22 protein-coding genes and 5 tRNA genes are annotated in these 26,383 nt (G+C 49.1%); 4 read left to right on the top strand and 23 right to left on the bottom strand.

From position 1 onward, the window contains the following. Window positions 1–229: 229 nt before the first annotated feature. Window positions 230–1,525 (bottom strand): tyrosine--tRNA ligase, encoded by a 1,296-nt coding sequence (gene tyrS / locus XMG48_RS09420; RefSeq protein ID WP_173481805.1) that lies wholly within the window; start codon window positions 1,523–1,525, stop codon window positions 230–232. 205 nt (window positions 1,526–1,730) lie between these two features. On the opposite strand from tyrS, the gene XMG48_RS09415 reads away from it, so the two are divergent. Both XMG48_RS09415 and XMG48_RS09410 read left to right on the top strand, forming a co-directional pair. Continuing rightward, window positions 1,731–3,104, top strand: a complete 1,374-nt coding sequence (locus XMG48_RS09415) for an OapA family protein (protein WP_254442858.1) — start codon at window positions 1,731–1,733, stop codon at window positions 3,102–3,104. A gap of 1 nt (window position 3,105) precedes the next feature. Then, window positions 3,106–4,191, top strand: coding sequence for an anhydro-N-acetylmuramic acid kinase (locus XMG48_RS09410; RefSeq protein ID WP_173481804.1), 1,086 nt, complete (start codon window positions 3,106–3,108; stop codon window positions 4,189–4,191). Here the strand turns inward: XMG48_RS09410 and XMG48_RS09405 are convergent. The 3 genes from XMG48_RS09405 to argC all read right to left on the bottom strand — a co-directional run bounded on the left by XMG48_RS09405 (window position 4,188) and on the right by argC (window position 6,130). Then, complete coding sequence (locus XMG48_RS09405) at window positions 4,188–4,628, bottom strand: YtoQ family protein (protein WP_173481803.1); 441 nt, start codon at window positions 4,626–4,628, stop codon at window positions 4,188–4,190. The genes XMG48_RS09410 and XMG48_RS09405 overlap by 4 nt on opposite strands. 62 nt (window positions 4,629–4,690) lie before the next feature. Then, a complete protein-coding gene (gene erpA / locus XMG48_RS09400) occupies window positions 4,691–5,029 on the bottom strand; it encodes an iron-sulfur cluster insertion protein ErpA (RefSeq protein ID WP_173481802.1) in 339 nt (112 codons plus the stop codon). A 66-nt stretch (window positions 5,030–5,095) separates the two neighbouring features. Continuing rightward, on the bottom strand, window positions 5,096–6,130 hold the full coding sequence (gene argC, locus XMG48_RS09395) for an N-acetyl-gamma-glutamyl-phosphate reductase (protein WP_173481818.1): 1,035 nt from the start codon (window positions 6,128–6,130) through the stop codon (window positions 5,096–5,098). A 180-nt stretch (window positions 6,131–6,310) separates the two neighbouring features. Here argC and hemL point away from each other — a divergent pair, with 180 nt between their 5' ends. Continuing rightward, window positions 6,311–7,594 (top strand): glutamate-1-semialdehyde 2,1-aminomutase, encoded by a 1,284-nt coding sequence (gene hemL, locus XMG48_RS09390; protein WP_173481801.1) that lies wholly within the window; start codon window positions 6,311–6,313, stop codon window positions 7,592–7,594. A 6-nt stretch (window positions 7,595–7,600) separates the two neighbouring features. Further along, on the top strand, window positions 7,601–8,185 hold the full coding sequence (locus tag XMG48_RS09385; RefSeq protein ID WP_173481800.1) for a hypothetical protein: 585 nt from the start codon (window positions 7,601–7,603) through the stop codon (window positions 8,183–8,185). 48 nt (window positions 8,186–8,233) lie between these two features. Here the strand turns inward: XMG48_RS09385 and fusA are convergent, their stop codons facing one another. From fusA to birA, 19 genes are all read right to left on the bottom strand, one after another. Then, the gene (gene fusA / locus XMG48_RS09380) at window positions 8,234–10,327 is read right to left on the bottom strand and encodes an elongation factor G (protein WP_173481799.1); all 2,094 of its coding nucleotides are present in this window, start codon (window positions 10,325–10,327) and stop codon (window positions 8,234–8,236) included. Window positions 10,328–10,433: 106 nt separating this feature from the next. Beyond that, the gene (gene rpsG / locus XMG48_RS09375) at window positions 10,434–10,904 is read right to left on the bottom strand and encodes a 30S ribosomal protein S7 (RefSeq protein WP_173481798.1); all 471 of its coding nucleotides are present in this window, start codon (window positions 10,902–10,904) and stop codon (window positions 10,434–10,436) included. Window positions 10,905–11,051: 147 nt separating this feature from the next. Next, window positions 11,052–11,426 carry a 30S ribosomal protein S12 gene (gene rpsL / locus XMG48_RS09370; protein WP_173481797.1) on the bottom strand — a complete coding sequence of 125 codons (375 nt, stop codon included), beginning with the start codon at window positions 11,424–11,426 and terminating at the stop codon, window positions 11,052–11,054. A gap of 112 nt (window positions 11,427–11,538) precedes the next feature. Beyond that, complete coding sequence (gene rpoC, locus XMG48_RS09365) at window positions 11,539–15,765, bottom strand: DNA-directed RNA polymerase subunit beta' (protein WP_173481796.1); 4,227 nt, start codon at window positions 15,763–15,765, stop codon at window positions 11,539–11,541. A 66-nt stretch (window positions 15,766–15,831) separates the two neighbouring features. Beyond that, window positions 15,832–19,932, bottom strand: a complete 4,101-nt coding sequence (gene rpoB / locus XMG48_RS09360; protein WP_173481795.1) for a DNA-directed RNA polymerase subunit beta — start codon at window positions 19,930–19,932, stop codon at window positions 15,832–15,834. A gap of 178 nt (window positions 19,933–20,110) precedes the next feature. Continuing rightward, the gene (rplL, locus tag XMG48_RS09355) at window positions 20,111–20,482 is read right to left on the bottom strand and encodes a 50S ribosomal protein L7/L12 (RefSeq protein ID WP_173481794.1); all 372 of its coding nucleotides are present in this window, start codon (window positions 20,480–20,482) and stop codon (window positions 20,111–20,113) included. A 42-nt stretch (window positions 20,483–20,524) separates the two neighbouring features. Further along, window positions 20,525–21,019: a 50S ribosomal protein L10 gene (gene rplJ / locus XMG48_RS09350; RefSeq protein WP_173481793.1), complete on the bottom strand. Its 495-nt coding sequence runs from the start codon at window positions 21,017–21,019 to the stop codon at window positions 20,525–20,527. A gap of 216 nt (window positions 21,020–21,235) precedes the next feature. Beyond that, a complete protein-coding gene (gene rplA / locus XMG48_RS09345; protein ID WP_173481792.1) occupies window positions 21,236–21,931 on the bottom strand; it encodes a 50S ribosomal protein L1 in 696 nt (231 codons plus the stop codon). Continuing rightward, window positions 21,931–22,365 carry a 50S ribosomal protein L11 gene (gene rplK, locus XMG48_RS09340; protein ID WP_173481791.1) on the bottom strand — a complete coding sequence of 145 codons (435 nt, stop codon included), beginning with the start codon at window positions 22,363–22,365 and terminating at the stop codon, window positions 21,931–21,933. The genes rplA and rplK overlap by 1 nt, the downstream gene beginning before the upstream one ends. Before the next feature lie 95 nt (window positions 22,366–22,460). Then, window positions 22,461–23,003, bottom strand: coding sequence for a transcription termination/antitermination protein NusG (gene nusG / locus XMG48_RS09335; protein WP_173481790.1), 543 nt, complete (start codon window positions 23,001–23,003; stop codon window positions 22,461–22,463). Between the two features lie 9 nt (window positions 23,004–23,012). Further along, a complete protein-coding gene (secE, locus tag XMG48_RS09330) occupies window positions 23,013–23,381 on the bottom strand; it encodes a preprotein translocase subunit SecE (RefSeq protein ID WP_173481789.1) in 369 nt (122 codons plus the stop codon). 62 nt (window positions 23,382–23,443) lie between these two features. After that, window positions 23,444–23,519: transfer RNA gene (locus tag XMG48_RS09325), tRNA-Trp, on the bottom strand. Window positions 23,520–23,684: 165 nt separating this feature from the next. Continuing rightward, window positions 23,685–23,759, bottom strand: a tRNA-Thr gene (locus XMG48_RS09320). Window positions 23,760–23,772: 13 nt separating this feature from the next. After that, window positions 23,773–23,847, bottom strand: a tRNA-Gly gene (locus XMG48_RS09315). A gap of 17 nt (window positions 23,848–23,864) precedes the next feature. After that, window positions 23,865–23,948, bottom strand: a tRNA-Tyr gene (locus XMG48_RS09310). Window positions 23,949–23,965: 17 nt separating this feature from the next. Further along, window positions 23,966–24,041, bottom strand: a tRNA-Thr gene (locus tag XMG48_RS09305). A 23-nt stretch (window positions 24,042–24,064) separates the two neighbouring features. Next, window positions 24,065–24,706: a hypothetical protein gene (locus tag XMG48_RS09300; RefSeq protein WP_173481788.1), complete on the bottom strand. Its 642-nt coding sequence runs from the start codon at window positions 24,704–24,706 to the stop codon at window positions 24,065–24,067. Beyond that, the gene (locus XMG48_RS09295) at window positions 24,706–25,428 is read right to left on the bottom strand and encodes a type III pantothenate kinase (protein WP_173481787.1); all 723 of its coding nucleotides are present in this window, start codon (window positions 25,426–25,428) and stop codon (window positions 24,706–24,708) included. Before XMG48_RS09295 ends, XMG48_RS09300 begins: the two co-directional genes overlap by 1 nt. Then, on the bottom strand, window positions 25,418–26,383 hold the full coding sequence (birA, locus tag XMG48_RS09290; protein WP_173481786.1) for a bifunctional biotin--[acetyl-CoA-carboxylase] ligase/biotin operon repressor BirA: 966 nt from the start codon (window positions 26,381–26,383) through the stop codon (window positions 25,418–25,420). Before birA ends, XMG48_RS09295 begins: the two co-directional genes overlap by 11 nt.

The following is a 26,383-nucleotide window of genomic DNA, read 5'->3' as shown; positions in this document are numbered from 1 at the left end:
TCTTGCTCAAGAAAAACATTACGCTAAATGAATTCACATATAGGTTGCTTGTCTTGTTAAGCTTTTGTGCTCAACCTCAACAAGCGCCCACACGCATTACCTGATTAATTGTTAAAGAGCGTGCCACCGATCTCTTGGCGGCTGCTTGAGTACTCGTCTCAAGCGAGGTGCGTATATTACCGACACCCGATTTTTATTCAACCCCTTTTTTGTAAAAAAACTAACTTTTTTACAAATAAAACAGGTGGTGTTTCTTTTTACCCAGTTTGACTAGGAAATATTTACCAAATAGGCCTGCTTCAGAGCTGAAAATTTCGTTGCCTGACATATTATCGGCCATACCACAGGCACGATCATTTACGATGACAGCGTCACGCTGCAGTGCATCTTTGATCTGCTTACCGGAATTCGCCATACCCGCATCAACCAACAGTGTCGTCAACGGTGTATCCGAAAGATCCGTTGGAACCTGTGTCGCCGGAAGACCATCTTGCTTAAGCTGCTCAAAGTCAGCTTCACTTAACTGACTAATATCACCTGAGAAGAGTGACTCTGTAATTCGCTTAGCCGCTTCTACTGCATCATTACCATGCACCAAGCGTGTCACCTCTTCCGCGAGAATCGCTTGCGCTTGAGGACGACCAGTCGCTGCTTTATCTTCCTCTTCAATGTCAGCAATTCTCTCAACATCTAAGAAAGTGAAGTAACGAAGGAACTTGTAAACATCTGCATCAGCCGTCGACATCCAGAATTGGTAGAAGGCGTAGGGCGATGTTTTAGTCGCATCTAACCAGATAGTACCTGACTCGGTTTTACCAAATTTTGTTCCATCTGACTTGGTTACCAGTGGCAGCGTAATACCGAACACCTGGTTGCCATTCATACGGCGTGATAGTTCGATACCACCAGTAATGTTGCCCCACTGATCAGAACCACCGATCTGTAAAGTACAACCGTGCGACTTATTAAGCTGCTGGAAGTCAAAAGACTGAAGAATCATGTAGGTAAACTCTGTAAAAGAGATACCAGATCCCTCACGATCAATACGCTGTTTTACAGACTCTTTTGCAATCATCGAGTTTACAGAGAAGTGCTTGCCCACATCGCGCAGGAAGGTCAGTACATCCATGCCTCGAGTCCAGTCGAGGTTATTTACAACCTCGGCACTGTTATCGCCGTTATCAAAGCTGATGAACTGACTCACTTGTGCTTTGAGTTTATCCACCCAACCAGCAACCGTTGAATCATCGTTTAACTTTCGCTCCTGTGCTTTAAAGCTCGGATCACCGATCAAACCGGTTGCTCCACCCACAAGAGCCAAAGGCTTATGGCCATACTCTTGAAAACGACGCAATGTTAACAGCGGCACTAGGCTACCAATGTGCAGACTATCTGCCGTCGGATCGAAACCACAATAGAGCGTTACAGAACCCTTCTCTAGGTGTTCCATTAACTCATCTTCACTACTCATTTGCGCGACAAGTCCACGCGACTGAAGTTCAGCGATTAAATTGATATTTGCCATGGTTTGTTTCAATCCGATGTTTGCGGTCTTAATTTGAGAGGCGAGATTCTACCGATTGATCATCTGTTAGACAAATTTGATAAGGGATCCATTTGATTAAAATCATCGCTAAATCGCTTTATCTATCGGAATCTAGATGGAACTTTTATACAATTAACTGTCTAAGGGACAAACACTCTGTTTCAACTAATATCTGGCTGTAGGTTTGGCTAAAAATATTTTCAGAAAAGCGAAGCGATTTCCTAAGATGCACCTTGCCGTTGTTGGGTCTCTGTCGTTTATCGCCTTGATGCTCTCGATACTTCCTTCATCGGAGGTAGAAGCCACTCGATCTCAGATCGAACTTATCTCACCCAAAGCCCTTCCAGAAGCACAACTACCGGTGGCTGAAACCACCTCTTCAACCCTTATAGAACACAATGAGCAAACCTCAGCCACCACTGAAGTGGCAGAACAGCCACCCGCTATTGAGTGGCAACGCTTTAAAGTCAAAAGCGGTGACAACCTAAGCAAAATCTTCAAGCGTGCCGGCCTAGGTGCTAAAGATGTTCATAAGATTGCCCAGGCTGATAAAAAAACCAAGCACTTCAATGCGCTCCGTCCTGGCCAGACGCTCAGTCTTCACATTGAAGATAACCAACTCATCACACTGCGCATTGAAAAGAGCCTGTTAGAGTCAGTTGAGTTTTCGCTGACGGATACGGGTTATCAGCAAGAGACCCTAGTACTTGAACCCGAGATGCGCCAGCGGTTCGTCACTGGAGAGATCTCCAGCTCGCTCTACCTTGCAGCCAAAAGCGCCGGTCTATCTGAGAACATCACCATGAAACTGGCCGAGGTATTTGGCTGGGACATCGATTTTGCTCTGGATATTCGCAAAGGCGACCAGTTTAGAGTGCTGTTTGAAGAGAAGTATTTAGATGGAAAAAGAATTGGCGATGGCGACATTCTTGCCGCGGAGTTCACCAATAACGGTGATACTTTCGCCGCCGTTCGCTATGAAGACTCCAACGGTGACGTAAACTACTTCACTCCGGAAGGCCGCAGTATGCGTAAAGCTTTCCTACGCTCCCCTGTCGACTTCCGCCGAATCAGCTCAGGCTTCACACGCGAGCGCTACCATCCAGTGCTTGGCGTAAAACGTCCTCACCGAGGAACTGATTACGCTGCTAAAACAGGCACACCCATCAAGGCAGCCGGGGATGGCAAAGTTATTTGGCGCGGTACAAAAGGCGGATACGGTCGTACGGTCATTATCCAACACGGTGGCAACATCACGACGCTCTATGGCCACATGAGCAAATACAACAGCAAGGTTAAAAAGGGTTCACGCGTTAAGCAAGGCCAGACCATTGGCTACGTAGGTATGAGCGGCACTGCAACCGGCCCCCACCTGCACTATGAGTTCCGAGTTGCGGGGGTCCATAAGAACCCACAGACGGTGAAACTTCCTGCCGCACAACCGATTGCTAAGAAAGAGCGTGCCAACTTCAATAAAGTGGCTAACGATATGATTGCTTCACTTCAGCAGAAGGCCATTGAGCAACTGATTGCCAGTGAGAGTCGTGCAGCAGAGTAAAATGTTTCTGGGCCTCATGTCCGGCACCAGCTTAGATGGGCTCGACATCGCTCTTTGCTACTTCGAACCTGAGTATCAACTACTGCACTCTCGCTGTTTCGAATTCTCTGACGAACTTAAGCAGCGCATTCTTCCCTTTATGACTGGCCAGCCCCAATCGATTGATCAGCTGATGATCCTAGATAGGGACCTGGCCACTTTTGCTGCGGAAGCCATTCTGATCTTCCTGCATGACCACCGCATTGATCCTAAAGAGGTCAACGCTATTGGCTACCACGGTCAAACCCTACGACATAGACCAGACGAAGGCTGCACTCTGCAGGCAGGTAACCCTCATATTCTGGCCGAGATGACCGGAATCGATGTCATTGCCGACTTCAGACGACGCGACCTTGCAGCAGGTGGTGAAGGAGCGCCTTTGGTACCTGCCTTCCATCATTTCCTAACCGAGAAGATGCGCCGACCCTTTGCCCTTTTGAACCTTGGCGGCATTGCAAACCTCTCTCTGTTTACATCAAACGGAGATATTCAAGGTTTTGATACCGGACCTGCTAACACACTGATCGATCAGTGGATCTACCAACATAAGGGGGTTCACTTTGATGCAGAGGGTGCATGGGCGGCGAGCGGTGATATAAACCAACCCTTGCTTGACGCTCTGTTAGACGAGCCCTATTTCCAAAGAGCCGCCCCAAAAAGCACCGGTCGGGAGACCTTCAATCTAGACTGGCTCAATCATAACCTTGCAGACTTTGATCAGCTACCGCCTGAAGATGTTCAAGCGACATTGACTGAATTAACCGCAGTGACCATTGCTGACGCTCTAAAACAGGCCAAGCTGACCCACTGTCAACTGATTCTATGTGGCGGAGGCGCGCGAAACGATCATTTGATTGAACGCCTAACAGCACACCTACCTGACTTCACCATTATATCCAGCGACCTATTAGGCTGGTCAGCCGATGCCATGGAAGCCGCTGCCTTTGCTTGGCTAGCTTGGGCTTTCAAAAACAAAAAAGCTGGGAATATCCCAGCTGTGACAGGCGCCTTCGGTGAGCGTCGCCTTGGCGCGCTCTTTCCCGCTTAAGGCTGAAGGACGTAGCGCAACGTCTCCACTACCTGCTCATTCGTCTTGGCCCAGGCTAGAGATTGAGCATCAACCTCTTTAAGTGGGTGAATCAAATCTTCTGCATGCAGAGTAATGTAAGGCTTACCCAAAGCAGCACAGTAGCCTGCATCGAATGCAGCATTCCACTGCTTATACTTGTCACCAAAACGAATCACAACCAGATCAGCTTGTTCGATCATCCCTTTGGTTCTAATTAGGTTCACTTTGGATGACTGGTGATCACGCCAGAAATTATCTGACTGCTCTCCCAAGTGGTCGCCGGCAGCATCACTGGCAGGGTGATCAGTGACCGGAGCCAAATAGGTAATATCCAGACCCAATGCTTCAGTACCTTGGCGAATCACATCACGCCAATCGGTATGAATTTCACCCGACATATACACTTTGTAACTCATGATAGCCCCCTAATAAAAAAGCCAGCAACTCTTGCTAGGAGCCGCTGGCCTATAGCATTCATTTAAATTGAGAAAGATGAACCACAACCACAAGTCGTTGTTGCATTAGGATTGTTGATCACGAACTGGGAACCCTGTAGACCCTCTTTGTAATCCACCTCTGCACCCACAAGATATTGAAAGCTCATCGGATCAACCACCATGGTCACTCCCGCATTCTCAACCACAGTATCATCTTCAGCCACAGACTCATCGAAAGTGAAGCCGTACGAAAAACCTGCACAGCCACCACCAGTAATGAAGACGCGCAACTTTAGGTTATCGTTCTGCTCCTCTTCAATCAGAGTACGTACCTTATTTGCAGCAGAGTCAGTAAAGATCATATCGGCATCAGCGGACATGAATACACACCTCAAAATTCATTGGAATGGGTGAATTCTCACAAAACCAAGTAAAACAGTCAAGAATTATGGCATCAACGCTACGTTAGTGAGGCCTGCATTCTCTTTTAGGCCAAACATAATGTTCATGATCTGAATTGCCTGACCAGAAGCACCTTTCACTAAGTTATCGATGACTGAGAGAACCACGACCGTATCATCATCTTGTGGACGGTGAACGCTGATACGACAGAAGTTAGACCCTTTTACACTGCGAGTCTCAGGGTGAGAACCTGCAGGCAACACATCGACAAAAGGCTCGTTGGCATAACGTGCTTCAAAGAGCTCTTGCAGACCCGAATCAACAGGGTCTTTCAACGTAGAGTAGAGCGTCGCGTGAATACCACGAATCATCGGCGTCAAATGAGGTACAAAGGTTAAACCGACCGGCTTACCCGCCGCCCAAGTGAGTCCTTGGCGAATTTCAGGGAGGTGGCGGTGGCCAGGCACACCATAGGCTTTAAAACTCTCGCTCGACTCACACAGCAATGTACCAACACTGGCGCCACGACCGGCACCGGATACACCCGACTTACAGTCGGCAATCAAACGGCGTGTATCAACCAAACCCGCTTCTAGCAGCGGCAAAAAGCCCAGCTGAGTCGCGGTGGGGTAACAGCCAGCACAAGCAATTAACTGCGCATCTTTAATCTGCTCCCGATTCAACTCAGGTAAACCGTAGACCGCTTTCTCAACCAGGTCTGGGCAGCTGTGGTCCAGCTTGTACCACTTCTCCCAAAGCGGTACATCCTTGATTCGGAAGTCAGCACCCAGATCGATCACGCGCACACCACGGTCAACTAACGCCGGCGCCATCGACATGGCAACACCGTGCGGCGTTGCAAAGAAGACAACATCACAGGCGGCCAAGCGGTCAACATCTGGCACGGTAAACTCTAGATCGTAATGACCACGAAGATTGGGGAACATATCAGCAACTGGCATACCCTCTTCAGAGCGGGAGGTAATCACCTCGACAGAGACTTCTGAATGGTTGGCCAACAGTCTAAGCAGTTCAACGCCGGTATAACCCGTGCCACCCACAATACCTACTTTAATCACGATAGTTCCACGCTCCATGTTAGCCATACTGACTGAGTCTTAAGAATTCAGGTGCTGTATAATACGCCACAGTGATTTCCAACTCCAGATTCACGATCCAAGGGATTTGTTCAGGCGTACTACTGACACTCCCTTGCTGGCTGTGGATAATGGTCAAAAATGTTTACCGAGGTTAAGTTGATGTCTAAGTCAGAACAGTTATTTGAAGCCGCCCAGAAACACATCCCAGGCGGTGTTAACTCACCCGTTCGTGCGTTCAAAGGTGTCGGTGGCACACCGGTCTTTGTTAAACGTGCCGAAGGCGCTTACATCTTCGACGAAGATGACAAACAGTACATCGACTACATCGGCTCTTGGGGCCCTATGCTGTTTGGCCACAACTACCCTCCTGTGATCGATGCGGTGCGTGATGCCCTAAACCACGGCATCTCTTTCGGTGCACCAACAGCAATCGAAACAGAGATGGCAGACAAAATTTGTGAGCTTGTACCCTCAATGGAGATGGTTCGCATGACCAGCTCGGGTACTGAAGCGACCATGAGTGCCATCCGATTAGCGCGAGGTTACACCGGTCGCGATAAGATCGTTAAATTTGAAGGCTGCTACCACGGTCATTCCGATTCACTGCTGGTCAAAGCGGGCTCAGGAGCACTGACACTGGGCGAACCAAACTCACCTGGAGTGCCTGCTGCACTGGCGGAGCACACCATCACACTGCAGTTTAACAACCTAGAGAGTGTCAAACAGGCCTTCGCTGAAGTGGGTAAAGAGATTGCGTGCATCATCGTTGAGCCAGTCGCTGGCAACATGAACTGTATCCCTCCAGTAGAAGGATTCTTGGAAGGCTTGCGTGCCATCTGTGATGAATACGAAACCGTTTTGATCTTTGACGAGGTGATGAGTGGCTTCCGCGTAGCGCGCGGCGGTGCACAAGAGCTTTATGGTGTCACACCTGATCTTACCACTCTAGGCAAGATCATTGGCGGCGGCATGCCCGTTGGCGCCTTTGGTGGCAAACTGGAGATCATGCATCAGATCGCGCCACTGGGCCCTGTTTACCAAGCGGGCACCCTATCAGGCAACCCTCTAGCCATGCGTGCCGGCCTTGCTATGCTAACCGCGATGGAGCGTGAAGGCTTGTACGAAGAGTTAAGCGCGAAGACAGAATACCTCACCGAAGGGTTGAAGGCAGTAGCGGCTAAAAACGGCATCTCTGTGACCACGACCGCAGTAGGTGGTATGTTTGGTCTGTTCTTCACCGATCGTGAGAACATCACTGGGTTTAGTGATGCAACCGCCTGTGATGTTGAAGCGTTCGGAAAGTTCTTCCACCACATGCTCGACGAAGGAGTCTATCTGGCACCTTCAGCGTATGAAGCGGGCTTCCTTTCCGCCGCTCATACAGAGGCTGACCTAGACGCAACCATTGCAGCGGCTGACCGCGCCTTTGCGAAACTGGGGTAATCTACGATGACTCTGTTGGGGCAAATACTCCTGTTGCTAGCAGCCATCGCTAGCACGCTCTACCTCTTCAGAGGGACGCAAGATGACCTCGATAGCAGCAGTGAGATCAAAGTCACTCGACTCTCACTGCTGAGCATGATCATTGCACTCATTGGCAGCTTCACCCTGACCAGTGACTCCATGGACAGTTCGACACTGCTTCGGATACTGAACAATTTGGCCCTCTATGCAGGGGCCCCTATGATGGCTAGCGCACTGCTGGCACGTGCGGTGCAGCGCAGCTTCACCATGCAAACCTGGGGGCGTTACCTACTGGCACTGATTGCCCTGTTTGAGCTCTGCCGTAGAATGGATGCCGGAGCAGGTTACGCTATGGTGTTGGCTATTGTTCTAATAGGTGCATTAGGAGCAGCTGCCTTTCTTAGCAAAATCAGATCCCAACGAGCTTCGTTTTTGAGTGCTGCACTTCTACTGGCAATCGCTATTTTCAGCTGGAAAGCCAACACCTCTGATCTACTACTCTACTTAGCCCTTAGTTTGACGCTTCTGTTTGCCTCCAAAGGATTGAAGGCCAAAGCTTCACAGGCATAAAAAAGCAGAGGCGGTAAACCGGCTCTGCTTTTTAATCACTGATATCAATTAGTAGCGGTTCAACATGCCATCAAGGATGTTTTTCGGCGCTTCTGCGTAGTTTTCAAACTCCATTGAGTAGGTCGCACGACCCTGGGATGCTGAACGAAGATCGGTCGCATAACCGAACATCTCACCCAGTGGCACTGCAGCACGAATCACCTTGCCTGATGTCGTATCTTCCATACCCTGAACCAGACCACGACGGCGGTTAAGGTCACCCATCACGTCACCCATGTACTCTTCAGGTGTCACGACTTCCACTTTCATCATCGGCTCTAGAAGACAAGGATCAGCTTCCATAGCGTACTTTTTAAGTGCTTGTGATGCGGCGATCTTGAAGGCCATCTCATTAGAGTCGACATCGTGGAAAGAGCCGTCGTAAAGACGCGCTTTCAGACCGATCAATGGGTAGCCCGCAAGAACACCGTTCTTCATCTGCTCAGAGATACCTTTCTCGATCGCAGGAATGTACTCTTTTGGAATCGCACCACCGACGATCTCATTGATGAACTCCAACCCTTCGTCATCACTTGGCGAGAACTCAACGACAACGTGACCATACTGACCACGACCACCTGACTGGCGGGCAAACTTGTGGTTTGCAACAACACTGCTGCGGATCTTCTCACGGTAAGCCACCTGAGGCTTACCGATGTTCGCTTCAACCTTGAACTCACGTTTCATACGGTCAACGATGATGTCTAGGTGAAGCTCTCCCATACCCGAAATAATGGTCTGGCCTGTCTCTTGATCGGTCTCAACACGGAAGGATGGATCCTCCTGCGCCAATTTGCCCAGTGCCAAGCCCATCTTCTCTTGATCCGCTTGTGATTTAGGCTCAACCGCAACCGAGATCACTGGCTCAGGGAACTCCATACGCTCTAGAACGATCTTCTTGTCAGCATCACACAGCGTATCACCTGTGGTCACATCTTTAAGACCGATCATCGCAGCGATGTCGCCTGCACGAACCTCTTTAATCTCTTCACGGCTGTTAGCGTGCATCTGCACCATACGACCGATGCGCTCTTTCTTCTGCTTAACCGAGTTATAAACGCTGTCACCAGATACCAACACACCTGAGTAGACACGAACGAACGTCAAGGTTCCCACAAAGGGATCGGTAGCGATCTTGAATGCCAGTGATGCGAACGGCGCGTTGTCATCCGCTTCACGCGTTTCAACGGTCTCAGCAGCATCATCCAATGTACCTTCGATCGCTTTGACCTCAGTCGGCGATGGTAGGTACTCAATAACCGCATCGAGTACTGCTTGAACGCCTTTGTTCTTGAACGCAGAACCGGCTAGCATCAAAACAATCTCGTTATTCAGAGTACGCTGACGCAGACCCGCTTTAATCTCATCAATAGATAGCTCACCCTCTTCAAGGTACTTATCCATCAACTCTTCATTGGCTTCGGCCGCCGCTTCTAGCAGCTCTTCACGAAGCTCTTCGGCACGGTCCTGTAGATCAGCTGGAATCTCTTCCAGATCATAGGTCATACCTTGATCGGCTTCGTTCCACATGATCGCTTTCATGCTGATCAGGTCAACGACGCCTTTGAATTCATCTTCAGCACCAATCGGAATATTAATAGGTACTGGTACAGCACCCAGGCGCTGTTTAAGCTGATCAACCACCATGTAGAAATCTGCACCGGCACGGTCCATCTTGTTCACAAACACCATACGAGGTACTTCGTACTTGTTTGCTTGACGCCATACCGTTTCAGTCTGCGGCTGAACACCCGAAGAGGCACAGAGCACAACAACGGCACCATCCAGTACACGCAGTGAACGCTCTACCTCAATGGTAAAGTCAACGTGCCCAGGAGTATCAATGATGTTAACGCGGTGCTCATCGAACTGCTGATTCATCCCTTTCCAGAAACAGGTTGTCGCAGCCGAGGTAATGGTGATACCACGCTCCTGCTCTTGCTCCATCCAGTCCATGGTTGCAGCGCCATCGTGCACTTCACCGATCTTGTGTGACATGCCTGTGTAGAACAGAACGCGTTCGGTTGTTGTCGTTTTACCAGCATCTACGTGAGCACAGATACCAATGTTACGGTAACGATTAATTGGGGTAGTACGAGCCATTGATCAAACTCCTGAAACGTAAAAAGCCCTCGTCATAAACGAAGGCTTTAAAAAAGCGAATTTAAAGCTGGCGAAATGATAACACCATTTCGCCAGATAAAAACGCTTAGAAGCGGAAGTGTGCGAACGCTTTGTTAGCGTCAGCCATGCGGTGAACGTCTTCACGTTTCTTAACCGCAGCGCCACGGCCTTCAGCCGCGTCTAGTAGCTCGCCCGCTAGACGAAGAGACATGTCTTTTTCGCCACGCTTACGCGATGCGTCAACCAGCCAACGCATTGCAAGCGCCATACGACGTGATGGACGAACTTCAACAGGTACTTGGTAAGTTGCACCACCAACGCGGCGAGACTTAACTTCGACCATAGGCTGAACAGTTTCCAACGCTTTATCAAACAGTTCCAAAGGATCTGCTTTAGTACGCTCTTCAACTTTCGCTAGAGCGCCGTAAACGATGCTCTCTGCTACAGATTTTTTACCGCTAATCATCAAGTGGTTGATGAATTTAGCCAGTGTGATGTTTCCGAATTTAGGATCCGGTAGAATTTCGCGCTTTGCAGCGACGCGTCTTCTTGGCATGGATAAGCCCTCAATAAATCGTTTAAAAGGTCTTCAGGTTACTCAGGCAATTAAGCCTGCCCTTACTCTTATCGTCTCGGTCTAGCTACCAGCGCGGACTAGGTCCTGCTTAACAGCTTCGCCGACTCTCATAGAAAGTAGACGAACTTAAGACTTAGGACGCTTAGCACCGTACTTAGAGCGGCCCTGTTTACGGTCGTTAACGCCCGCACAGTCAAGCGCACCACGTACAGTGTGGTAACGTACACCAGGTAGGTCTTTAACACGGCCACCACGGATAAGAACAACACTGTGCTCCTGTAGGTTGTGACCTTCACCACCGATGTATGAAGAAACTTCGAAACCGTTAGTAAGACGAACACGACAAACTTTACGTAGTGCTGAGTTCGGTTTCTTAGGTGTAGTAGTGTAAACGCGGGTACATACGCCACGACGTTGAGGACAAGCTTCTAATGCACGAACATCAGACTTCTCTACAACGCGTTTACGTGGTTTGCGCACCAGCTGGTTGATAGTTGCCATTAAGCAAACTCCACGTTTAGTTAAACAACAAAAAGACTAGGACCGAAGCCCTAGTCATTCAGGGGGCGAAATTTTAATCAATTCCACCCCTTCTCGTCAACGTCTTCTGAAATTATTCAGAATCTTCCACTGAAGCGTTCAATGCTTCAGTCAAAGCTGCTTGTACTTCTTCAGCACTTACAGTGACGCTAGATTCTGTATCCTGCATACGTTTGCGTTTGCGTTCGCTGTGGTATGCAAGACCAGTACCGGCTGGGATCAGACGACCCACAACCACGTTCTCTTTCAGACCGCGCAAGTAATCTTTCTTGCCGGTTACTGCACCTTCCGTTAGGACACGAGTTGTCTCCTGGAACGACGCTGCAGAGATGAACGACTCTGTTGCCAGAGAGGCTTTAGTAATACCTAGAAGCACACGTTCAAACTTAGCTGGCTGCTTACCTTCAGCAACCAATTTTTCGTTTGCGATTGTCACATCTACGAATTCAGCCTGTTCACCCTGAATGAATTCAGAATCACCGCTATCTAGGATCTCTACCTTGCGAAGCATCTGACGCACAATCACTTCGATGTGCTTGTCGTTGATGCCTACACCCTGTAGACGGTAAACGTCTTGGATCTCAGAAACGATGTATTTAGCTAGCTCTTCTACGCCCAATACGTGCAGGATATCGTGTGCACTTGATGGACCATCTGAGATCACCTCACCCTTCTCAACTGTCTCACCTTCGAAGACGTTAAGCGAGCGCCACTTCTGAATCATCACTTCGATTGGATCCGCACCATCAGTTGGAGTGATCACAATACGACGCTTACCTTTGGTCTCTTTACCAAAGCTGACAGTACCTGAAATCTCAGCAAGCACAGCCGCTTCTTTTGGTTTACGCGCTTCGAATAGATCCGCTACGCGTGGAAGACCACCGGTGATATCTTTGTTGACAGTACCCTCTTGTGGTAGACGTGCTAGGACGTCACCAACACCCACATCTGCACCATCTTGAAGGTTCAAGATCGCATTAGGTGGCAGCATGTACTGTGCAGGCATTGCTGTACCAGCGTGAAGAACGTCTTCACCCTTGGCATCAACAAGCTTGATCATTGGACGGATATCTTTACCTGCCTGTGGGCGGTCTTTGATATCCAATACTTCGATCGTAGTTAGACCTGTTAGCTCATCCGCTTGGCGCTTAACAGTGATGCCGTCTTCAAGACCAGCAAACTGAATGCGACCCGCAACCTCGGTTACGATTGGGTGAGTGTGCGGATCCCAGTTAGCAATGATTGCGCCTGCTTCGACAGTGTCGCCATCTTTCGCTTTGATCACTGCACCGTAAGGTACTTTGTAACGCTCGCGCTCACGACCGTGCTCATCGGTTACACCGATCTCACCAGATCGTGAAGAAGCGACTAGGTTGCCATCTGCACGCTCAACGGTTTTAAGGTTGTGTAGACGAATTTCACCGCCGTTCTTAACCTGGATGTTATCGACAGCAGCTGCTCGTGATGCCGCACCACCGATGTGGAAGGTACGCATGGTAAGCTGTGTACCCGGCTCACCGATTGACTGTGCAGCGATAACGCCGACAGCTTCACCGATGTTAACCTTGTGACCGCGACCTAGGTCACGACCGTAACAGCTTGAACAGATACCGTGGTGTGATTCACAGGTAATAGCAGAACGAACGATCACTTCATCGATCGAGCTGTAAGTATCGTCATTATCTAGACGTGCTACCCAAGCTTCATCCATCAATGTACCCGCAGGGATCAATACATCTTTACCCTGTGGATCAAGAACGTCTTGTGCAATAACACGACCAAGAACACGCTCACCTAGACCAACAACTACGTCGCCGCCTTCGATTAGCGCCTGGATCACTAGACCCTCTTCAGTGCCACAATCTTGCTCTGTGATAACCACATCCTGAGCAACGTCTACTAGACGACGAGTTAGGTAACCCGAGTTCGCAGTCTTAAGTGCCGTATCGGCTAGACCCTTACGAGCACCGTGAGTCGAGATGAAGTACTGAAGTACGTTTAGTCCTTCACGGAAGTTAGCCGTGATCGGTGTCTCGATGATCGAGCCATCTGGCTTAGCCATCAGACCACGCATACCTGCTAGCTGACGAATCTGAGCCGCACTACCACGTGCGCCTGAGTCGGCCATCATGTAGACAGAGTTGAAAGACTCTTGCTCTTCCTGCTCGCCTTCAGCGTTGATCACTGTGTCAGACTTCAGGTTGTCCATCATCTTCTTAGCAAGCAATTCGTTTGCACGAGACCAGATATCGACAACCTTGTTGTATTTCTCACCCTGAGTAACAAGACCGTCTGCGAACTGACGCTCGATCTCTTTCACTTCAGTGTCGGCTTCAGCAACAATGTTCACTTTCTCATCTGGGATAACGAAATCGTTAACACCGATCGATGCACCTGAAAGCGCTGCTTGACGGAAGCCCATGTACATTAGCTGGTCAGCAAAGATAACCGTATCCTTCAGACCACAACGACGGTACGCCTCGTTAAGAAGACGCGAGATCGCTTTCTTCTTCATCGCCTGGTTGATCAGTTCGAACGGAAGACCCGTTGGAACGATATCAAACAGCATTGCACGACCCACTGTCGTATCAACGATTGCAGTGCGAGACTCTTCGTTACCTTCGATGTCGCGGATCGTTTCGTTGATACGAACCTTCACGCGAGCCTGTAGGTGAACCTGTTTAGCACCATACGCACGCTGAACCTCTTTGATATCAGAGAATGCCATGCCTTCGCCCTGCGCATTGATGCGCTCACGAGTCATGTAGTACAGACCCAATACCACGTCCTGTGAAGGAACGATGATCGGCTCACCATTTGATGGCGAAAGAATGTTGTTGGTAGACATCATCAAAGCACGAGCTTCAAGCTGCGCTTCGATCGTCAACGGTACGTGTACCGCCATCTGGTCACCGTCGAAGTCGGCGTTATACGCAGCACACACAAGTGGGTGTAGCTGGATCGCTTTACCTTCGATCAAAACAGGCTCAAATGCCTGGATACCAAGACGGTGAAGTGTCGGTGCACGGTTTAGAAGAACTGGATGCTCACGGATAACCTCATCAAGGATATCCCATACAAGCGGCTCTTCACGCTCAACCATCTTCTTAGCGGCTTTAATCGTAGTTGCGTAACCACGAAGCTCTAGCTTAGAGAAGATAAATGGCTTGAATAACTCAAGAGCCATCTTCTTAGGAAGACCACACTGGTGAAGACGCAGTGATGGGCCAACCACGATTACAGAACGACCAGAGTAGTCAACACGCTTACCTAGAAGGTTCTGACGGAAACGACCCTGCTTACCTTTGATCATGTCAGCAAGCGACTTCAGAGGACGCTTGTTAGAGCCAGTGATGGCACGACCACGACGACCGTTATCAAGCAACGCATCGACAGATTCCTGCAACATACGTTTTTCGTTACGTACGATGATATCTGGAGCGTTAAGGTCTAGAAGACGCTTCAAACGGTTGTTACGGTTGATCACACGACGGTATAGATCGTTAAGATCAGAGGTTGCGAAACGACCACCGTCCAGTGGTACTAGTGGACGTAGATCTGGTGGTAGAACTGGAAGAACTTTTAGGATCATCCACTCTGGGTTGTTACCAGACTTGTAGAACGCTTCAAGTAGCTTAAGACGCTTAGACATCTTCTTAAGCTTAGTTTCTGAGTTAGTCGCAGGAATCTCTTCACGAAGAACTGAGATCTCAGCTTCTAGATCGATCGACTTTAGAAGTTCGCCGATCGCTTCAGCACCCATACGAGCGTCAAAGTCATCACCGAACTCTTCCAGTGCTTCAAAGTACTGCTCGTCGTTCATTAGCTGACCGCGCTGAAGCGTCGTCATGCCTTCATCGATCACAACAAATGATTCGAAGTAGAGAACGCGCTCGATGTCACGAAGGGTCATATCTAGCATCAAGCCGATACGAGACGGTAGTGACTTAAGGAACCAGATGTGTGCAACTGGAGAGGCTAGCTCGATGTGACCCATGCGCTCACGACGCACTTTAGTCATTGTCACTTCAACGCCACACTTCTCACAGATAACACCACGGTGCTTCATGCGCTTGTACTTACCACATAGACATTCGTAATCCTTTACAGGACCGAAAATCTTGGCACAGAACAGACCGTCACGCTCTGGTTTGAATGTACGGTAGTTAATCGTCTCAGGTTTTTTAACCTCACCATAAGACCATGAACGAATCATGTCTGGTGAAGCCAGAGAGATACGGATCGAATCGAACTCGTCGCTCTGACTTTGAGTCTTCAACAGATTAAGTAAATCTTTCATTATCTATAGCTCCTCACGGGAGGGGGCTGCAGCACTTGGCATACAGCCCGATGTTCAATTAGGCCCTTACTCGTTCTCTAGCTCGATATCGATACCGAGAGAACGGATCTCTTTGATCAGCACGTTAAATGATTCAGGCATGCCTGGATCCATGCTGTGGTCGCCATCGACGATGTTCTTATACATCTTCGTACGACCATTCACGTCATCGGATTTGACTGTGAGCATCTCTTGAAGCGTGTAAGCTGCGCCGTACGCTTCCAGTGCCCAAACCTCCATCTCACCGAAGCGCTGACCACCGAACTGAGCTTTACCACCCAGCGGCTGCTGAGTAACAAGGCTGTAAGAGCCGGTTGAACGTGCGTGCATCTTGTCATCAACCAAGTGGTTAAGTTTCAGCATGTACATGTAGCCAACAGTCACTGGACGGTCGAACTTGTCGCCTGTGCGACCATCGAACAGATCCACCTGTCCACTATCATTCATGTCTGCAAGACGCAGCAGCGCTTTGATTTCAGATTCTTTAGCACCATCAAAGACTGGAGTCGCTAGTGGAACACCCGCTTTGAGGTTGTCAGCCAGAGCCAAGATCTCGTCATCGCTGAATGACTTAAGATCTTCTTTACGAGCACACTCTAGGCCGCTGTGCTGTGCGTTGTAGACGGCTTCAAGGAATTCACGAACTTCCTTAACTTTTTCAGCCTTCTTACGCTCAACTTCCAGCATGGTGTTGATCTTACGACCAAGACCTTTCGCTGCAGCACCCATGTGAGTCTCAAGGATCTGACCTACGTTCATACGAGACGGTACACCTAGTGGGTTAAGCACCACATCAACTGGCTCACCGTTCTCATCGTAAGGCATGTCTTCGACAGGCATGATAACTGAGATAACACCCTTGTTACCGTGACGACCTGCCATCTTGTCACCAGGCTGTACGCGACGCTTAGTTGCTACGTACACCTTAACAATCTTAAGTACGCCAGGCGCTAGATCATCACCCGTCTGAAGTTTGCTCTTCTTATCTTCGAAGCGCTTATCCAGCATTTCGCGACGCTCTTCAAGCTGCTTCTTAGCCGCTTCAAGCATCTCTGCTGCTGCACTGTCAGATACGCGAATCTTGAACCACTCATCGTGTTTAAGTTCAGCAAGGAATTCAGACGTGATCTCTTGACCCTTCTTAAGACCAGCACCACCGTCAGCTTTAAGGCCAACTAGCGTACGCTCAAGACGTTCGAAGGTTGCCACTTCAACAATGCGGAACTCGTCATCAAGGTCTTTACGGATGCTTGCAAGTTCAGCTTGCTCGATAGCGATTGCACGCTCATCTTTTTCAACACCGTCACGAGTGAAGACCTGAACGTCGATAACCTTACCAACAGTACCTGTCTTAACACGTAGAGAGGTGTCTTTAACATCAGACGCTTTCTCACCGAAGATCGCACGCAGTAGCTTCTCTTCAGGAGTCAATTGAGTTTCGCCTTTAGGCGTTACTTTACCTACTAGAATGTCACCAGGACCTACTTCTGCACCAATGTGCACGATGCCTGATTCGTCTAGTTTAGCGAGTGCAGATTCACCAACATTCGGGATATCCGCAGTAATCTCTTCAGAGCCTAGCTTAGTGTCACGAGAGACACAGGTTAGCTCTTGAATGTGGATCGTAGTGAAACGATCTTCTTGAACAACACGCTCAGAGATTAGGATCGAGTCCTCGAAGTTGAAACCGTTCCAAGGCATGAACGCGATACGCATGTTCTGGCCAAGGGCTAGCTCACCAAGGTCAACCGATGGACCATCGGCTAGGATATCACCACGTGATACCTGCTCACCTAGGTTAACGATTGCGCGCTGGTTGATACATGTGTTCTGGTTCGAACGCACGTACTTAGTTAGGTTGTAGATATCTACACCTGCATCGCCTGCAGTAATTTCGTCATCGTTAACGCGAACAACCACACGGCTTGCGTCAACAGATTCAATAACACCGCCACGCTTAGCAACCACACAGACACCCGAGTCACGAGCAATGTTGCGCTCGATACCGGTACCAACAAGCGGCTTATCAGCCTTCAGTGTTGGAACAGCCTGACGTTGCATGTTCGATCCCATCAATGCACGGTTCGCATCATCGTGTTCAAGGAACGGGATAAGAGCTGCCGCAACCGATACAACCTGACGTGGTGAAACGTCCATGTACTGTACGCGCTCTTTAGGCATTACGGTTGTTTCGTTCAAGTGACGAACAGTGACCAGCTCATCAGTCAGTTTGTTCTTCGCATCCACCGTTGCCGAAGCCTGTGCGATAACGAAGTTAGACTCTTCGATAGCTGATAGGTAATCGATGTCGTCTGTTACCTGACCATCAACAACGCGACGGTAAGGAGTCTCTAGGAAGCCGTAGTTGTTTGTACGAGCAAACACAGCTAACGAGTTGATCAGACCGATGTTTGGACCTTCAGGAGTCTCGATAGGACATACACGACCGTAGTGAGTTGGGTGTACGTCACGAACCTCGAAGCCCGCGCGCTCACGCGTTAGACCACCTGGGCCTAGTGCAGAGACACGACGCTTGTGAGTTACTTCGGAAAGCGGGTTGTTCTGGTCCATGAACTGTGACAGCTGCGACGAGCCAAAGAACTCTTTAATGGCAGCTGCAACTGGCTTAGCGTTGATCAGATCCTGAGGCATCAGGTTGTCTGATTCAGCCATGCTTAGGCGCTCACGTACAGCACGCTCTACACGAACAAGACCGACACGGAATTGGTTCTCAGCCATCTCACCAACTGAACGGATACGACGGTTACCAAGGTGGTCGATATCGTCAACAACGCCTTTACCGTTACGGATCTCGATCAGTGTCTTCATAACATCTAGGATGTCATCTTTAGACAGAATGCCTGAACCTGTCTCCTCTTCACGACCAAGACGGCGGTTGAACTTCATACGACCTACCGCAGAAAGATCGTAGCGCTCTTCAGAGAAGAATAGATTTTCAAATAGTGATTCTGCTGACTCTTTCGTTGGCGGCTCACCAGGACGCATCATACGGTAGATCTCTACCAATGCTTCTAGCTGGTTACGAGTCGGGTCAATACGAAGAGTGTCAGAAACGAATGGACCACAATCCAGTTCGTTAGTGTAAAGCGTTTCGAAACGTTCGATCTTAGCTTCTTGAAGTTTAGCTACCGCCTCTTCAGTCAGCTCGGTGTTACAAGGAAGCAGTACTTCACCTGTAGCAGGATCAACGATATCTTTAGCTAGAGCTTTGCCCACTAGGTACTCTGCAGGAGTCTCTAGTTGAGTCATACCCTCTTTCTGCATCTGACGGATGTGGCGCGGAGTGATACGGCGACCCGCTTCAACAATCACATCACCTTTAGGTGTAAGGATCTCGAAGCTCATTGTTTCACCACGTAGGCGCTCAGGAATAAGATCCATCTGAATCTTATCTTTCGATAGATTCCAGCCAGTCGTGTCAAAGAAGATATCTAGAATCTCTTCTGCTTGGAAACCAAGCGCGCGCATCAAGATAGTCGCAGGCAGTTTACGGCGACGGTCGATACGAACAAATAGAGAGTCTTTTGGATCAAACTCGAAGTCGAGCCAAGAACCACGGTAAGGAATGATTCGAGCAGAGTAAAGCAATTTGCCCGATGAGTGTGTTTTACCCTTGTCGTGATCGAAGAATACACCAGGTGAACGGTGGAGCTGCGATACGATTACGCGCTCAGTACCATTGACAACAAAGGTACCATTCTCAGTCATGAGCGGCATTTCGCCCATGTAAACTTCTTGCTCTTTAATGTCTTTAACCGCTTTCGTAGACGAATCGCGATCGTAGATCACCAGACGCACTTTAACGCGAAGTGGCGCTGCGTAGGTGATACCACGCTGCTGACACTCTTTTACGTCAAAGACAGGCTCACCTAGGCGATAACCAGCGTATTCCAAAGCAGCGTTTCCAGAGTAAGAAACGATTGGGAATACAGAATTGAATGCGGCATGAAGCCCCTCTTCGGTGCGACCTTCAGAAGTAGCGCCCGCCTCTAGAAACTTACGATATGAATCCAGCTGTGTCGCGAGCAGGTAAGGTAGTTCCATTACCTGACCGAGTTTACTGAAATCCTTTCGGATACGTTTCTTCTCAGTGTATGAATAAGCCATCAGTGTTCCCCAGCATGTGCATCTAGGTTGAGAAACCAAACTCGATAAATTATCGAGCAATTCGTTCCGTTAAAAAGTCTATCTACTAATAACGGAAAAAGGCCGGTGGCATTTTTGCCACCAGCCATACGCTTTTTAAGCAGCGTAGAGCTGCTTAATGCGCAGCAAGCTCAAGTTATTACTTAAGCTCGACAGAAGCGCCAGCTGCTTCAAGATCAGCTTTGATCTGCTCAGCTTCTTCTTTAGAAGCGCCTTCTTTAACAGTTGAAGGTGCACCGTCAACCATCTCTTTCGCTTCTTTAAGACCAAGGCCAGTTACTGCACGAACTACCTTGATTACGTTTACTTTCTTATCGCCAGCAGAAGCTAGAACAACGTCGAAGTCAGTCTTCTCTTCTGCAGCACCGCCAGCATCGCCAGCAGGACCAGCAACTACTGCAGCTGCAGCAGATACGCCGAATTTTTCTTCCATTGCAGAAACTAGTTCAACAACGTCCATTACTGACATTTCAGCAATTGCATTTAGGATATCGTCTTTAGACAGAGACATGATTAATTCCTTTATTAAATCGGTTACTTAGCAACCAGCCAATTAAGCTGCTTGCTCTTCTTTCTGAACGCGTACCGCATCGATAGCACGTACGAGCTTGCCAGCAGCTGCTTCTTTCATGCAGCTCATTAGCTTCGCTAGTGCTTCGTCGTATGTCGGTAGGCTTGCTAGCATTGCGATATCAACGATCTCGCCTTCGAAGGCAGCTGTTTTCAGCTCAAACTTGTCATTGCCTTTTGCAAAGTCTTTCAAGATACGGGCGCCAGCGCCTGGGTGCTCTTGAGAGAAAGCAATGATAGTTGGACCTACGAACGAGTCCGCTAGACATTCATAAGCTGTGCCCTCTACTGCACGACGTGCTAGCGTGTTACGTACGACTTTAAGCCATACACCCGCTTCACGTGCCTGCTTACGCAGTGCAGTCATATCGCCTACTTCAACGCCGCGGGAATCCGCAACGACAGCAGACAATGCAGAGCCAGCAGCTTCCTGAACCTCAGCGACGATCGCTTTTTTCTGTTCAAGTCCTATTGCCACAATTTACTCCTGGTTGTCTTTCGACATATTTACCAACCACCCCGCTTACGCGAGGCATGAGTACGGCTAAAATGATTCCGAGGAATCTCACCGTCTGCGCAGGCTGGTTGGCCCATTAAGATGCCACTGAAGAATCAATAGCATCACCTGCGGTCTTTGACGGTCTTCGTCTCTGTCAGACAGGTCTGAAGACCCTCAAATACCTTTGCTGGAGGATTAAGCGTCTAGTGACGCAACATCCACCTGTAGACCCGGTCCCATAGTGGTAGACAGGGTTACTTTCTTAACGTAAACGCCTTTAGCAGACGCTGGCTTAAGTTTCTTAAGCTCAGCAAGTAGAGCCGCTACGTTTTCAGCGATTTGGTTTGGCTCGAAGCCTACTTTACCAACTGACGCGTGAATGATGCCGTTCTTATCAGTACGGAAACGTACCTGACCAGATTTAGCATTCTTAACTGCACCAGCAACATCTGGAGTTACAGTACCAACCTTAGGGTTTGGCATTAGGCCACGTGGACCAAGCACTGTACCTAGCGCACCAACAACGCGCATAGCGTCTGGGCTTGCAATTACTACGTCGAAGTCTAGGTTGCCAGCTTTAACTGACTCAGCAAGATCTTCAAAACCAACAACGTCCGCGCCCGCTTCTTTTGCTTTCTCAGCGTTTTCGCCTTGAGCAAATACAGCAACACGAACTTCTTTACCTGTACCGTTTGGAAGAACACTTGAACCACGTACAACCTGGTCAGATTTCTTCGGATCAACACCTAGGTTGATCGCAACATCTACAGACTCAGCGAATTTAACAGCAGAAACTTCTGAAAGAATCTGAGCAGCATCAGCAGCAGCGTACAATTTACCCGCTTCTACTTTTTCAGCGATCGCCTTTTGACGTTTAGTCAACTTAGCCATTACTCATCACCCTCCACAACTAGACCCATGCGACGTGCAGAACCTGCAATCGTACGTACCGCTGCATCCATGTCCGCAGCAGTAAGGTCAGCCATTTTAATTGTTGCAATCTCTTCAAGCTGAGCGCGAGTAACAGTACCCACTTTCTCAGTGTTTGGACGAGATGAACCAGATTTAAGACCAACCGCTTTCTTCAATAGGATTGAAGCTGGTGGAGTCTTAGTGATGAACGTAAAGCTACGATCAGCGTATACAGTGATAACCACTGGAATTGGCATACCAGGTTCCATCGATTGAGTCTGTGCGTTGAACGCTTTACAGAACTCCATGATGTTCACACCGTGTTGACCTAGCGCAGGACCTACTGGCGGACTTGGGTTCGCCTGACCTGCTTTAACCTGCAACTTAATGTAGGCTTCTATCTTCTTAGCCATTGAGCTACTCCTTTGGGTACAAGCGCCTCTCGGCTCCCCTTTACACAACAAAAACCGAGCAGCCTTTCAGCCACTCAGTTCGTTAAAAACCTTCGTTAAACTTTTTCGACCTGACGGAACTCAAGTTCAACCGGTGTTGAGCGACCGAAGATCAATACAGCCACTTTCAGACGTGACTTCTCGTAATCAACCTCTTCAACAACACCATTGAAGTCAGCGAATGGGCCATCATTAACACGCACCATCTCACCCGCTTCAAACATCGTCTTAGGACGTGGCTTATCAACACCACTCTCTACACGACGTAGAATCTCATCAGCTTCACGCTGAGTAATTGGTGCAGGCTTATCTGCCGTACCACCTATGAAACCTAGAACACGTGGCGTACTCTTAACCATGTGCCAAGTTTCGTCGTTCATCACCATGTTAACGAGCACATAACCTGGGTAGAACTTGCGCTCAGACTTACGCTTCTTACCATCACGAATCTCTACAACCTCTTCTGTTGGCACAAGGATATCGCCAAACAGATCTTCCATACCGTGACGCTCGATCGCTTCTAGCAGACCAGCCTGAACACGCTTCTCATAACCAGAGTAAGCGTGAACAACGTACCAGCGCATCTTTTCTGAACTCATAGAAACCTCTTAACCAATAAAGCCAGACACTACCCAGCCGAGTAGCGAGTCCAGACCCCAAAGCAAAAGACCAACAATCAATACAGCCACAACAACGATCAAGGTCGTCTGCAACGTCTCTTGACGAGTTGGCCATACCACTTTGCGAATCTCATTCTTCGCCTCTTTGAATAGACGGAAGAACGCTTTACCTTTTGCCGTTTGAAGTGCAACAAAGCCAGCTACAATTGCGAGCGCAACTAACGCAAGCACACGATAGAGCAGTGACTCGTTAGCGTAGACGGAGTTACCGACCACACCAACAGCAACGATCGCAATAACAACAAGCCACTTCAGGCTGTCAAATTTAGACACGTCGTCAGAAACTTTTGAGTTCACCAGAACCTCTACTAATCAAACACTTAAGCTAGATTTGCTGCATATAAACCACCTGTAAAAGGTGGCAGGGTAGGAGGGACTCGAACCCCCAACCTGCGGTTTTGGAGACCGCTGCTCTGCCAATTGAGCCACTACCCTATACAACAAGGGACGCGCATTATACCCGCCTAAAATCTCAGTTTCAACTGATAAAACCAAGAAATTCAGCAGCCTATGCGGTATTGAAAACCCACTTCGAGACGCTCTGACACCTACCCCAAGACGTAAAAAAAGGCAGACAATTAATCTACCTTACATATGTCATGGAGCTCATGGGCGGATTTGAACCGCCGACCTCACCCTTACCAAGGGTGTGCTCTACCCCTGAGCTACATGAGCGAATATCGTCGATTGGAGCGGGTAGCGGGAATCGAACCCGCCTCTTCAGCTTGGAAGGCTGAGGTAATAGCCACTATACCATACCCGCCGAAGGAGCTATCGAAATGGTGGTGGGAGATGGATTCGAACCATCGAAGCTTTCGCGTCGGATTTACAATCCGATCCCTTTGGCCACTCGGGAATCCCACCAGTACTTATTGCTGAAATGGTGCCGGCACCAAGAGTCGAACTCGGGACCTACTGATTACAAGTCAGTTGCTCTACCAACTGAGCTATACCGGCTCAGCAATGAAGTGGGGCGTATCTTACTGATCAGGTTTCAGCGTTGCAACCCCTTCGCAGGGTTTTTTTTCAAATTGAGCGCCAGGCCACTGTGTCGCGACCATTTCGATCAATTCTTGATCAAATTCAAACCCTTGTAGGTAGCTTACAGTCACACGAAAAGCATCACTTTGAATGGTGTTAACCTTTTTACGCAATTTGCTCTGTAAATCATCTGGGAACTGCTTTCGCAACTCATCGACGGCAGCATCATCAGGATAGACGCCCATCACTAGTGCACCATCGCGACTCTCGGGAACCCAACCCAGTGACGCCAGCTGATCGAGCAAGGCAACACGACGATCGGCATCTGCTGGCAGGGGCAATTCAACTTTCCAACCTTGCGCAACAGGAGGAATCTTTTCGTAAGCGAGATCTACTCCATAGCCTTCAAGCTGAATAAGCAACCTCTCTGCCTCATAGTCACTCTCTAAAGGCTGAAAATAACCACACTCCCTTGGACGCAATACTAACTGCTCGCTTGCATCAAGTTCATTGGGAAGTCGAAGCGCGGCAGGCCTGATGTCTGGCTGCCTGACGGTGTCTGCAAATCGGTATTCTTGCGCGTACCACAAAAACAGCAGCGCATTCCCTAAAAGCACTAACAACACCAACCAACGTAACATTAAAGTGTCACCCTCTCCGCCAAACTCAATCCATCTAACACCAGGTTTGGCAGACACTCAACCCTAGGTTCTGACTTAATATATTCAAAAAGCTTAAGAGCATCACCACCGGTTAACAGAACACTCGCCTGCTCATTGAAATCTGCTCTTAGAGCCAAAATAGAGTGAGCCAGACCGGCAAATACTAACTCCGCACCTGATGAAACACAGCTAGCAGTATCGACTCCACCAAAGGGTTGAGCACTAGCCTCTTGCTCAAAACGGATGTTTGCCGTTTGCCCCAGCAGCGCACTCTGCAGCATTTGGTAACCTGGGGTGATAAATCCACCTGTATGCTGCCCATTTGCCGTCAATAGATCGATGGTCACCGCACTGCCGGCATCAACCAGTATCGCGGGCACTCCCTTCCCTCTCTGAAAAGCAGCCAACAAAACCAACCAACGGTCGACACCTAATCGAGAGACCTCCTCATATCCACAGCGCACACCCGCGCACTCTTTCGAAACACGAGCAAACTCTGGAGTACAGCCATAGCGCTGTTCCAGTTCCGAGGAGAGCCTTTCATTAACCTCTGACGCCGCAACTGAGCTAATCCAAAGAGCATCCACCGATGCATCAGGCCATTGAGGATCAACCAGTCTGGTCACACCCTCGCGTTCAACCCGATCTGATACCAGGCGCCACTTAACTCGACTGTTGCCTATATCCAGTTCAAGACGCACTGTTAACTCCTCGTAAACTAATCTCACCAGCAGAGTAACGGTTTAGCTTACCCTCAACCTCCACTAGCACCTCACCCTGCGCATCCACACCTCGGCAAATACCCTCCACTTCAGCGTGACCCATTAAGAGCCTAACAGGATAATCTTGGAATGCATGGACCGCCTGCCACTGCTGAGCGTATGCCGAGAAACCTTTTGTTTCAAACTCATTTAACAGTTGAGTTAATGATCGGACAATCTCAATCAAAAGCTGAGAACGAGTTAGCGTACCTGACATGTAGTTGCCCAAATCCGACCACTCTTGGTCAATGCTCGAATTGACACTGTCCGGCATCTTCACATTGATCCCAACACCAATCACAGCAGAACACTCACCCGTCAGATCGCCGGCCAGCTCGATCAATACCCCACCCAGCTTACGCTTCTCTAATAGGAGATCATTCGGCCACTTCAACTGCACTCCTGTCACAGCAAGCGAACTCAATGCCTGCTGAACAGCCAACCCAACCGCCAAACTTAGACCTTGGAGTGCTGCCGCGCCCCCTTTAAATTGGCAGCCCAGTGAAAGATACAAATTGGCCGCAAAAGGGCTCACCCACTGACGTCCGCGTCTACCTCGACCCTGCCCCTGATACTCAGCTGCCACTAACACTTTGCGACAGCCATCAGACATATGGGTTTGCGCAACACGATTGGTCGAGTCGACCGAATCTAAAACGTCGATGCGGTCATAGTTAAGAGAGGACAACTCATTTGCGATAAACTGTTCATCAAGCAGATCTAGACCGCCATTGATGCGATAACCCCGCCCTCTCGATGATTGAATAGCGATTCCCAGAGCACTGAGTTTATCTAACTCTTTTCGAAGTGCGGATGAGGATATGTCCAGAATCGCAGCCAGACTGTTACCACTGCGATACTGGCCATCTGCCAGCAGCGATAACAGTCGTTGCAC

Origin of the sequence: Marinobacterium sp. xm-g-48, assembly GCF_013282925.1 — a bacterium.
Classification (GTDB): domain Bacteria; phylum Pseudomonadota; class Gammaproteobacteria; order Pseudomonadales; family Balneatricaceae; genus Marinobacterium_E.
The sequence above is the reverse complement of the archived record's forward strand: the minus strand, read 5'-3'. Positions and strand labels throughout refer to the sequence as shown.